The 11357-nt window shown below is 61.7% G+C and carries 10 protein-coding genes; 7 read left to right on the forward strand and 3 right to left on the reverse strand.

The genetic code is table 11. The features are described from left to right. The 4 genes from AFIDRAFT_RS14395 (at position 1) to AFIDRAFT_RS14410 (ending at position 4096) form a co-directional block, all read left to right on the forward strand. Complete coding sequence (locus AFIDRAFT_RS14395; RefSeq protein ID WP_009340254.1) at positions 1-1518, forward strand: MmgE/PrpD family protein; 1518 nt, start codon at positions 1-3, stop codon at positions 1516-1518. Positions 1519-1620: 102 nt separating this feature from the next. Next, positions 1621-2796: a bifunctional 2-methylcitrate synthase/citrate synthase gene (gene prpC / locus AFIDRAFT_RS14400; RefSeq protein ID WP_009340255.1), complete on the forward strand. Its 1176-nt coding sequence runs from the start codon at positions 1621-1623 to the stop codon at positions 2794-2796. Positions 2797-2805: 9 nt separating this feature from the next. Then, positions 2806-3720: a methylisocitrate lyase gene (prpB, locus tag AFIDRAFT_RS14405; protein WP_009340256.1), complete on the forward strand. Its 915-nt coding sequence runs from the start codon at positions 2806-2808 to the stop codon at positions 3718-3720. 136 nt (positions 3721-3856) lie between these two features. Continuing rightward, positions 3857-4096: a hypothetical protein gene (locus AFIDRAFT_RS14410; RefSeq protein WP_009340257.1), complete on the forward strand. Its 240-nt coding sequence runs from the start codon at positions 3857-3859 to the stop codon at positions 4094-4096. A 13-nt stretch (positions 4097-4109) separates the two neighbouring features. Here the strand turns inward: AFIDRAFT_RS14410 and AFIDRAFT_RS14415 are convergent, their stop codons facing one another. Continuing rightward, the gene (locus tag AFIDRAFT_RS14415; protein ID WP_009340258.1) at positions 4110-4463 is read right to left on the reverse strand and encodes a hypothetical protein; all 354 of its coding nucleotides are present in this window, start codon (positions 4461-4463) and stop codon (positions 4110-4112) included. Between the two features lie 384 nt (positions 4464-4847). Between AFIDRAFT_RS14415 and AFIDRAFT_RS14420 the strand changes: the two genes are divergently transcribed. From AFIDRAFT_RS14420 to sorB, 3 genes are all read left to right on the forward strand, one after another. Beyond that, positions 4848-6281, forward strand: a complete 1434-nt coding sequence (locus tag AFIDRAFT_RS14420; protein ID WP_009340260.1) for an NAD-dependent succinate-semialdehyde dehydrogenase — start codon at positions 4848-4850, stop codon at positions 6279-6281. A 140-nt stretch (positions 6282-6421) separates the two neighbouring features. Continuing rightward, the gene (sorA, locus tag AFIDRAFT_RS14425; protein WP_009340261.1) at positions 6422-7627 is read left to right on the forward strand and encodes a SorA family sulfite dehydrogenase catalytic subunit; all 1206 of its coding nucleotides are present in this window, start codon (positions 6422-6424) and stop codon (positions 7625-7627) included. A gap of 11 nt (positions 7628-7638) precedes the next feature. Further along, positions 7639-7971, forward strand: coding sequence for a SorB family sulfite dehydrogenase c-type cytochrome subunit (gene sorB / locus AFIDRAFT_RS14430; protein ID WP_009340262.1), 333 nt, complete (start codon positions 7639-7641; stop codon positions 7969-7971). 54 nt (positions 7972-8025) lie between these two features. On the opposite strand, the gene AFIDRAFT_RS14435 is transcribed toward sorB, so the two are convergent. Continuing rightward, positions 8026-8337 (reverse strand): polyhydroxyalkanoic acid system family protein, encoded by a 312-nt coding sequence (locus AFIDRAFT_RS14435; RefSeq protein WP_009340263.1) that lies wholly within the window; start codon positions 8335-8337, stop codon positions 8026-8028. Between the two features lie 206 nt (positions 8338-8543). Next, positions 8544-11345 carry a malto-oligosyltrehalose synthase gene (gene treY / locus AFIDRAFT_RS14440; RefSeq protein WP_009340264.1) on the reverse strand — a complete coding sequence of 934 codons (2802 nt, stop codon included), beginning with the start codon at positions 11343-11345 and terminating at the stop codon, positions 8544-8546. Between the last annotated feature and the right edge of the window lie 12 nt (positions 11346-11357).

Below are 11357 nucleotides of genomic sequence, written 5' to 3' on the forward strand. Positions count from 1 at the left end.
GTGAAGAGCCACTCCGTCCGTACCTACAAGTCCGCCGAACATCTCCAGCGTGCCGACCAGTTGGCCTGGAAGATCGCCGAAGTCGCTGCCGATCCAGTTGCTGTTGAGCCCGCCGTCGTCGAGATGATCGGCAACCGCATCATCGACAATGCTTCGGTCGCGGCGGCTTCGCTATCGCGCCATCCGGTGGTGAGCGCGCGTGAGCAGGCGCAGGCCCATCCGTTCTCGCCCGGTGCCACGATCTTCGGTCTTGCGACCGACAGGCGGGTGTCGCCGGAATGGGCGGCGTGGGCGAACGGCGTCGCGGTGCGGGAGCTCGACTTCCACGATACTTTCCTTGCCGCCGACTACTCGCATCCCGGCGACAACATTCCGCCGATCCTCGCGGTGGCGCAGCACACCAACCTGTCTGGCGCCGATCTCGTGCGTGGCCTTGCCACCGGCTATGAAATTCAGGTCAACCTCGTGAAGGGCATCTGCCTGCACGAGCACAAGATCGACCACATCGCCCATCTCGGTCCATCTGTTGCTGCGGGCATCGGCACGCTGTTGAAGCTGCCGACCGAGACGATCTATCAGGCCGTGCAACAGGCGCTGCATGTCACCACCACCACGCGGCAGTCGCGCAAGGGCGAGATTTCGAGCTGGAAGGCTTATGCCCCCGCCTTCGCGGGCAAGATGGCGATCGAGGCGGTGGACCGCGTGATGCGCGGCGAAGGCGCGCCGTCGCCCGCATGGGAGGGCGAGGACGGTTTCATCGCATGGCTGCTGTCCGGTCCGAAAGCGGAGTATGTCGTGCCGCTGCCGGAGAAGGGCGAGCCGAAGCGCGCCATTCTCGAGACCTACACCAAGGAACACTCGGCGGAATATCAGAGCCAGGCGCTCATCGACCTCGCGCGCCGCATGGGTCCGAAGATCGGCGATCTGTCGAAGGTGAAGAGCATCGTCATTCATACGAGCCATCACACCCATTATGTGATCGGCACCGGCGCCAACGATCCGCAGAAGATGGACCCGAAGGCGAGCCGCGAAACGCTCGACCACTCCATTATGTATATCTTCGCCGTGGCGCTCGAGGACGGCGGCTGGCACCATGAGCGCTCCTATGCGCCGGAGCGCGCGCAGCGCAAGGACACCGTGGCGCTGTGGCACAAGATCTCGACCGTCGAGGACAAGGAGTGGACGCGCCGCTACCACAGCCAGGACCCGAAGGAGAAGGCGTTCGGCGGCAAGGTCGTGGTCACGCTCAACGACGGCAAGGTGATCGAGGACGAACTCGCCATCGCGGATGCCAATCCACTCGGCGCGCGTCCATTCACGCGGCCTGACTACATCAAGAAGTTCCGCACGCTGGCGGAAGGCATCGTAGCTGCGAAGGAGCAGGACCGCTTCATCGCCGCTGTCGAGCAGTTGACCTCGCTGAAGGCTGGCGATCTCGCGCAACTGTCGTTCACGGTCGATGCGGCGCGGCTCGGCAAGCCGTCGCATCACGGCATCTTCGACTGGCGCGCGAAGTAACGCACAGGCGCACGCGCGCCCGAGACGAATTCAAAATAATGGCGCCCCCGGACCGCATTGCGGCCTGTCGCGGGCGCCAGAAACAAAAAGGAAGGAAATACGATGGAAACGAATTCCGCCCCGAAGCCGAAGAAGTCGGTGGCACTGTCCGGCGTGCAGGCCGGCAACACCGCGCTGTGCACCGTCGGCCGCACCGGCAACGATCTGCATTATCGCGGCTACGATATTCTTGACGTGGCGGAGACCTGCGAATTCGAGGAAATCGCCTATCTTCTGGTTCATGGCGTGCTTCCGACCGTGGCGGAGCTTGCGTCCTACAAGGCGAAGCTCAAGGCGATGCGCGGATTGCCTGCGGCGGTGAAGAACACGCTTGAGCAGATCCCGGCGGCGGCGCATCCGATGGACGTGATGCGCTCCGGCGTCTCGGCGCTCGGCTGCGTGCTGCCGGAGGCGCACGATCACAATCAGCCCGGCGCGAAAGATATCGCCGACCGGCTGATGGCCTCGCTGGGGTCGATGCTGTTGTACTGGTATCACTTCTCGCACAACGGCAAACGGATCGACGTCGAGACCGACGACGACTCCATCGGTGCGCACTTCCTGCATCTTCTGCATGGCAAGAAGCCATCGGCGTCGCATGAGCGCGCGATGCACACCTCGCTCATTCTTTATGCCGAACATGAATTCAACGCTTCCACCTTCACTGCGCGTGTCATCGCGGGCACGGGTTCCGACATGTATTCGGCGATCACCGGTGCGATCGGCGCGCTGCGTGGCCCCAAGCACGGCGGCGCCAACGAAGTCGCGTTTGAGACCCAGCAGCGTTATGCCGACGCCGATGAAGCGGAGGCGGATATCCGTCGTCGGGTTGAGGCAAAGGAAGTGGTGATCGGTTTCGGTCATCCGGTCTATACGGTCGCCGATCCGCGCAACAAGGTCATCAAGGACGTCGCGCATAAACTCTCCGCCGAGCGTGGCGACTTGCGGATGTTCGAGATCGCCGACCGCATCGAGGCGGTGATGGCCGAGACCAAGAAGATGTTCGCCAACCTCGACTGGTTCAGCGCGGCGTCCTATTACGCGATGGGCGTTCCAACGGCGATGTTCACACCGTTGTTCGTGATCGCGCGCACCTCGGGCTGGTCGGCGCATATCATCGAGCAGCGCATCGACAACAAGATCATCCGTCCGTCGGCAAATTATGTCGGCCCGGAAAATCTGAAATTCGTGCCGATCGGCCAGCGCGGCAAGAAAGCCGCCAAGACCAAGGCAGCGTAAGGAGAGACCATGACCTATCTTGTCGGCGCTGAACTGTCTGATCGCCCCGCGGGCGAACGTTTCCGCGCGCTGGTCAATCGCCCGCAGATTTTGGGAATTCCGGGTTCTCATAACGGTCAGGCTGCATTGCAGGCGAAAGATGCCGGTTTCGAGGCGCTTTATCTCTCCGGTGCGGCGATGACGGCCTCGATGGGCTTGCCCGATCTCGGCATGATCACCGTCGATGAGGTGTCGTTCTTCGTGCGTCAGGTGGCGCGCGCGTCCGGTCTGCCGGTGCTGGTCGATGGCGACACGGGTTATGGCGAAGCGCTCAACGTCATGCACATGGTGCGGACGTTCGAGGATGCGGGCGCGGGCGCGGTCCACATCGAGGATCAGTTGCTGCCCAAGAAGTGCGGCCACCTCAACGATAAGAAGCTTGCCGACGCGCGCGACATGGCCGCGAAGGTGGCTTCCGCCGCCAAGGCGCGCCGTCATCTTTACCTGATCGCGCGCACCGATGCGGCGGCGAGCGAGGGCATGGATGGCGCGGTGGCGCGGGCGAAACTTTATATGGAAGCCGGTGCGGATGCGATCTTCCCGGAGGCGCTGAATTCGCGCGAGATGTTTACGGAATTCGCCAAGCGGATGCCGGGCGTGCCGCTTCTCGCCAACATGACTGAGTTCGGCCGCACGCCGTTCTTCACGGCTGCCGAGTTCGAGGCGATGGGTTACAAGATGGTGATCTGGCCGGTGTCGTCGCTGCGGGTGGCCAACAAAGCGCAGGAGAAGCTTTACGCAACCCTGAAACGTGACGGCACGACCAAGGCGATGGTCCCCGATATGCAGACCCGCGCCGAGCTTTACGCCACGATCCGCCTGCATGACTATGAGGCGCTCGATGCGTCCATCGTCGAAAGCGTGGTGCCGAAGGCGGTCGAGTAGGGGCGTTGCCCCTCTCGCTGCAACAGTTCGAGCCCGGCTGCAATTAACACAGGATATGATCCGCTAAAATATATCGCCCGACCCGTGATTTACATCGCGCGGGAGGCTGGATTATCGTCCGCTGGCGGGGACGAAAATGGACAATCGGACATTCTGGCTCGGGTTGCTGGGCGGCATGATGGCTGGCGCGCTGATCATTGCGGCCGGTTATTATGCCATCAAGGCTTATCTGCCGCCGCCGGACGACGATCCGCTTTACAGGGCCAAGCAGTCCTTCCTGCCGTTCGGCACGGGCCTGTCGCGCGCGGAAGCGGAGGCCGAAATTCTGTTCCTCAATCGCTGGCGCGAGCGGGCACCCGCCTCGCTCACGAGCTGACGCTTTACGGCTGCTAGCTGGTCAGGATCTTCGAGGCGCATAGCAGGACAATCAGGGTCAGGAACAGCAAGTCTATATAGGACTTGAGCTCGCCCTCGTGGCGCAGGCGCCCGACTTCCCGCGCGGATTGCCGGCGTGTCGATCCCTCGGCGCTGCCGGCCTTCGCGTCGTTTTCGAGACGTTCGATTTTCTGAAAGAACATGAATTGCCGGATCGTGGAGACGATCCTCATTGAGGAATAAACCAGCACCAGAAAGGCAATGATCGATCGCTCGCTGTATTTGCTCAAAAAATTCAGGGTAAGATAAACCAGCGCCAGGAACGCGAAGTTCGAGGCGAAGCGATAGATGTAGCCTAGGATAACCAAGACCGAATCCCTAGAAAGCGCGCCCCCACTTGCATCCCTCAGGATGCTGCGCAACAGAGAAATACAGGCCTGTCTCGGTGGCCTGTTTTATATCGAACCAGAGATCGTACCCCTTGATAGCCTTGAGAGAATCGGAGGTTCTTTAGTACCTCAACCTGCCGCTTTTCCGCCTGCGCCGCAAGGCGATTATCAAATCTGCGCGGAATCCCCGCATCCAGGCACGTCAGGATACCGGCAGGGATATCAGGTATTTGGAAAGAGGGCGGTGCATGGCCCGTCTGCCATTTCGGGAGTGGTTTGTTGCGGAAGCGGCCTTAGTTTATGCGTCTGCATCCTTTCCGTGCTACGGCACGCTCCGTTTCCTTCCGTACAAGGACTTTGCCGATGACCTCATACTCTGACACCCAGCTTTTCATCGACGGACGCTGGCGCGACGGAAGCAAACCGCGCCTGCCGGTGCTGAACCCGGCCACGGAGGAGACGATCGGCACGCTTGCGCATGCCGGACAGGCGGATCTCGACGAGGCGCTGGCCGCGGCGCAGCGCGGGTTCGAGGTATGGCGCAAGGTCGGAGCACTTGATCGCTCGAAGCTGATCCGCCGCGCTGCGGAGCTGCTGCGCGAGCGGGCCGACACCATCGCCACCCTGATGACTCTGGAGCAGGGCAAGCCGGTGGTGGAATCCCGGGCCGAGACGGCGGGTGCCGCCGACACCATCGAATGGTTCGCGGAGGAAGCGCGCCGCACCTATGGACGCCTCGTTCCGGCGCGGGCGACGAACGTGACCCAGATGGTGGTGAAGGAGCCGGTCGGCGTTGCAGCCGCGTTCACGCCCTGGAATTTTCCGCTCAATCAGGCCGTCCGCAAGGTCTCGGCGGCATTGGCGGCGGGTTGTTCGGTCATCCTGAAGGGGCCGGAGGAAACCCCGGCAAGCTGCGCCGCCTTGATCGGCGTGTTTGCCGATGCCGGTATTCCGGCGGGCGTCGTCAATATCGTGTTCGGCATTCCGGCTGAAATCTCCTCCTATTTGATCCCGCATCCGGTCATCAAGAAAATCTCGTTCACGGGCTCCACCGCCGTCGGCAAGCAACTGGCGGCCATGGCTGGCAGCCACATGAAGCGCGTGACGATGGAATTGGGCGGACATGCGCCCGCGCTGGTGTTCAACGATGCCGACGTGGCGCAGGCGGTGAAGATTTTGTCCGCCAACAAGTTCCGCAATGCCGGTCAGGTCTGCGTCGCGCCGACGCGCTTCCTGGTGCAGGAAAAGGTCTATCAGCAATTCCTCGACGGCTTCGTGGAGGCCGCCGAGGACCTCAAGGTCGGCAACGGCATGGAGAAGGGCGTGCGGATGGGGCCGCTCGCCAACAATCGCCGGATCGAGGCGATGGAAACGCTGGTTGCGGATGCCACTTCGCGTGGCGCCAAGGTGGCGACCGGCGGCGAGCGGATCGGCAATCGCGGCTATTTCTTCAAGCCGACGGTGCTGACGGACGTACCGCTTTCGGCGCGCATGATGACCGAGGAGCCGTTCGGCCCCGTCGCCATGATCAACCGCTTCTCCGATTATGATGAGGTGGTCACCGAGGCCAACCGCCTGCCGTACGGTCTGGCGGCCTATGCCTACACGACCTCGGCGAAAACCATGGCAGGTCTCGGCCGCGACATCGAAAGCGGCATGGTCAGCATCAACCATCATGGCATCGCACTGCCGGAACTGCCGTTCGGCGGCATCAAGGATTCCGGCTATGGTTCCGAAGGCGGCATCGAGGCCGTCGAGGCCTATCTGAACACCAAGCTGGTGACGCAGGCGATATAAGTTCCTGCAAAATCCGTCGGGGTTCTTGTACGACAAATGTCGTAAGGCGAGAATTCCGGTTTGCGGAATTAATGTCTGGAACACTTTGAAATCTCGTGGCTCAATTCTCCCAAGGGAATATGTCCCTTGGGAGGAAGACAATGATCGACCGACGCTCTGTGCTCCAGGGCGGCGTCGCATTGCTGGCAGGCACGAGCCTGCTGGGTAAGTCGACGCTCGCTTTCGCCGAGGAAACCGTCACGCTGCCATTCGGAAATGGCACCAGACCGCTCGGCAAGTTCCCTCAAAAACGAACCATGATCGTGCAGACGAGCCGGCCTCCGCAACTGGAGACGCCGTTCTCGGTGTTCAATGAAAGCGTGATCACGCCGAACGATGCTTTCTTCGTCCGGTATCATCTCGCCGGAATTCCGCTGGAGATCGATCCCGCCAAGTTCACGGTGGACGTCAAAGGCAAGGTCGACAAGCCGCTGAAGCTGTCGCTGGCCGACCTCAAGAAGATGCCTTCGAAAACCATCGTCGCCGTGACGCAATGCTCCGGCAACAGCCGTGCCTTCTCCGATCCGCGGGTTGCGGGCGGCCAGTCCGGCAATGGCGCGATGGGCAACGCGCGCTGGAAGGGCGTGCCGCTCAAGGCGGTGCTGGAAAAGGCCGGCGTGCAGGCCGGCGCCAAGCAGGTGGTGTTTGGCGGCCTCGACGGCCCGGTGATGGACACCACGCCGGACTTCGCCAAGGCGCTGGATCTGGACGTCGCGACCAATGGCGAGGTAATGCTGGCCTATTCGATGAACGGCGAAGATCTGCCGATGCTCAACGGCTTTCCGTTACGCCTCGTGGTGCCGGGCTATTACGGCACCTACTGGGTCAAGCATCTCAACGAGATCACCGTCATCGACAAGGTCTACGATAATTTCTGGATGAAGACGGCGTACCGCATTCCCGACAACGAGTGCGCCTGCGTCGAGCCCGGCACCGCGCCGAAGGCGACCGTGCCGATCAATCGCTTCACCGTCCGCTCGTTCATCACCAGCGTGCAGAGCGGCGCGAAGCTGAAATCCGGCAATATCACCCTCAGAGGCATTGCTTTCGACGGCGGCACCGGCATCAAGCAGGTCGATGTGTCCACCGATGGCGGCAAGAGCTGGAAGGCGGCGAAGCTCGGCAAGGATCTCGGCAACTATTCCTTCCGGGAGTGGACCTTGCCGGTGAAGCTGTCGGCGGGCGTGCACGAGTTGAAAGTGCGGGCCACCAGCAATGGCGGCAAGGTGCAGCCCGAGAAGGCGGTGTTCAATCCGGCGGGCTACATGCGCAACGTCATCGAAACCACGTCCGTGACAGTGGCTTGAGGGAGGGCATCATGAGCATGTTCAGGATTGTCACCCGTCTCGCCGCGCTGGGTGCGGCTGCGGGATTTGTGATGGCTGTGAGCGGCCTGCAAGCCAAACCGGTCAGCATCAAGCTCCCCCAGGAAACCGCGCAGTTCAAGCCGGGACCGAATCTCGACGTGGTCCAGGCCAATTGCACCGGCTGCCACTCGGCCGACTACGTCCAGACTCAGCCGCGTGGCCCGAAGTTCGGCAAGGACTTCTGGACCGCCGAGGTCAACAAGATGATCAAGGTCTACGGCGCGCCGATCGAGGCGAACGATATTCCGAAGATCGTGGACTATCTGGCGACAGCCTATCAGTGATTGGGTGAAAGGCGAAAAGCCGGCTGCGCGTGCAGCCGGCTTTTTTTGTTCGCTTTATTTCTTCTCCAGCATCAGGCGGCCCTTATCGCCGATCACGGCCTGCGCGCGCTCGGCGAGTTTCGCCAGCAGCCAGGGCAGCATCACCTCAAGCCGCACGTGATCGTCCGCGACATCGATGTTGCCGCTGACGGCCTGCGCCAGCGCGGTGACGCGGAAGGTCAACTGGTTGTCGTTCCAGGTTTCCTCGTTCACGGTGAGCAAATGGCCGTATTGCGTGCGGGCACCGGCGAGGCCGCTTTTCATGCGGCGGACGGCTTCCTCGCGGCCGAGGTTGTGGGGAATTGAAACGACAAGCGGCTTCGACACTCTGCGATCTCCTGATTCTCTCCTGAGATATTCCCGATATTTGAAACCGCAAGCGGATGCGTTTGTGCGAAGCAATGCTTTGCCGCCGGAAAGCTGTGAAGAGGGCGCGATATTGGCCTTTGGAGTGATTGAATTCCGCAAGGGTCAGCAAATAATCGCGATCCGCGGGGGAAGGGAACCAGACCTTTGAGTCGGCACAACGTCCGCTAGGCCGCCCGGCCATGATCCCGGGCGGCCTTTTTATGTGTGCGTTTGACCGTGGCTTCGCGCGCCGCGACCGGAAGGGTAGCGAACAGCTCGCTGAGGGGCAATTCGGCGCGGGTTGCGCCGTTCACATGAAATCCGTCGATTTTGACAACGCCTTCGATGGCTCCGTTCGGCCATGTGCGGCCCCCGTCAGTGAATGGCGCAAACCATCGCCTCGCCGCGACGATCACTGCTTCCTTGCGGTGAACACGCGCGAACGCGATGACGTAATCGCGATGTGGGCCGGTGACCTCCAGCGGCAGATAACTGCCGTTCCCGAACACATCGGGATGAGCGTTGCGCAATGCCAATAGATGCCGGGTCCATGCGAGTTTGATGCGGCCATCGGTGACATGGGCAATCAGTTCGCTCCAGCGCGGCTCCGTTGCGACGTCCGCAAGCGCCGTTTCGCGCGCCTTGAAATCGACGGGGCGGCGGTTGTCGGGATCGACGAGAGAGTAATCCCAGAATTCCGTGCCCTGATAGAAGTCCGGCACGCCCGGCATCATCGCCTTGAGCGTGAGTTGCGACAGCGAGTTGAGAATGCCGATCAGCGATACGCGCCGGGCAAAGGAATCGATCGACGGCAGGAATTCGGGTGATTGGCCCGCATCGAGAATCCGCTCCAGAAAAATCTCCACGCCACGTTCGTAGGCGGGTTGCGGATTGAGCCAGCTTGTTTCGGCCTTCGCCTCGCGCGCCGCTTTGATCGCGTAGGCTTTCATGCGGGCGAGAAAGTCGGCATCGATGGTTTGCGGCCATGCGCCGATCAGAGCCTGATAAAGCATGTATTCGAAGGCGGGCGAGGGCGCGCGCATGTTGCCCTCAGTAACAATGTGGCGGGCGTTGAACGATTTCCAGCGCCCGACAAGGCTTGCCCATTCTCCAGCCAGCTCCGACAGCACAAGGAGGCGAGCACGGGCATCCTCGCCGCGCTTGGTGTCGTGCGTGGCCGTTGCCGTCATGCCGTGAGGTGAATCCTTGGCACGCGCCTGCATGGCGTCGTGAAACGTTTTCACGGGAAGCGAGGTCGCGGCGGCATCGCCGCCGACCTCGTTCAGCGCGAGCAACCGGTGGTAGCGGTAGAAGGCGGTGTCCTCCAGCGACTTCGCCATCATCGGCCCGGTGAACTGCTGCACCTTCAACGCAAAGCGCCGGACGCGGTTTCGGCCATGGGTGGCTCGACGGGTCGCGCGCTCCGGCGCGACAAGGTCGAGCGTAAGGACATCTTGCAGGAAATCGAAAATGCCCTCATTGGCCCCGAACCAGTCGGCTCTCGCCTTCTCAATGGTGTCCGCGATCACCGCGCGGTCGTTCGGTGCAGGGCCGCCCGCCGTGATGTAGGTGCGATAGACCGGAAAATGCAGCACATACAATTCCAGCGCCTGCCGCAGGCTGTCTGCGGAAAAATCGCGGGTCGCGTAGTGGCCGCCGGCGATGCGCGCCAGAAGCCGCGCCAGCACGGTGAATTCGCTCGCGAGTAGCGTTTCCATCACGCGCTGCTTGGCGGCCCGCAGCACGGGATCAAAACTCGGCGCGATGTTGCTCGCCTGCCGCCATGTCTCGTCGAGTGTGTCGAGGCCGTTATTGTCCAGCAGGACACGGGAGATCAGGTTGAGCCATTCATAGCCGGTGGTGCCCTGCATGCCCGCGAATTTCGGCAGGCTTTCGCCTTCGCCGAGAATCTTTTCCATCACCAGATAGAACGGCTCGCGGGTTTCTCCCTGCGCTTCCCGGATCAACCGCAGCAGGCGCTGGCAATATTGCGCGGGGTCGCGAAGCCCATCGATGTGATCGAGGCGAATGCCTTGCAATTTGCCTTCGGCCACCAGCCGCCGGACAAGAGCGTGAATAGCCTTGAATGTCTGGAGATTTTCAACCCGCAATCCGGCGAGCGTATTGATGTCGAAGAAGCGGCGATAGTTGATCTCGCTGGTCGCAAGCCGCCAGTGGCCGAGCCTGTAGTGCTGCCGTTCGAGGAGATAGTGCAATGCTTTTGTTTGCGCTTCGCGCCCTTTGCCCGCACGGTAGGCGCCGAGGCCGCGCGTGATGATCGCGTCCGCGCCATCGATGGCGCGCAACGCAGCCTTGAAGGCGGGCGCTTCCAGGCGATTGGGGCGGCGCAAACCGGTATAGCGCGTGGCCAGATCGAGAATGGCGCGTCCGGCAACATCGTGTTCGGCTTGCGCTTCGCCGACGATGACGCGCAGGATCTCGCTGTAACGTTCAGGTGCGATGGGAAGCCGGTGTTCGTAGTACCAGGCGGAGAAGCTGCCTTCCTTAGCGTCGTAGCGCAGTTCGATCTCGCCGCCATCCAGCGCCTTGCCGTAAGAGGTGCCGAGGATCGGCAGCAGCACGCCACCCTTGGTGCGATAGGGTAAGAGATCCCAATCGATATCGAAAAAATCCGCATAGGGCGACGTCTCGCCCCATTCCAGCACGTCGAGCCACCATGGGTTATCGGCGAAATGCACGCCCATATGATTGGGCACGAAATCGAGGATCAAGCCGAGATCGTTCTGTTTCAGTGTGCTGCTGAATCGCTCGAAGGCGGCTTCGCCTCCCAGTTCGGGGTTGAGGACATTGTGATCGACAATGTCGTAGCCGTGCTGGCTGTGCGCGCGCGCTTTCAGGAAGGGCGAAGCATAGACATGGCTGATGCCGAGCGCCTTCAGATAAGGGACGACAGCGGCGGCATCGTCGAACGTGAAATTTTCGTTGAGTTGCAGCCGGTAGGTGGCGCGTGGAATCGCAGATGGCATCACATGGGCTTC

It is taken from the genome of Afipia sp. 1NLS2 (assembly GCF_000178995.1).
Taxonomy (GTDB): Bacteria; Pseudomonadota; Alphaproteobacteria; order Rhizobiales; family Xanthobacteraceae; genus Afipia.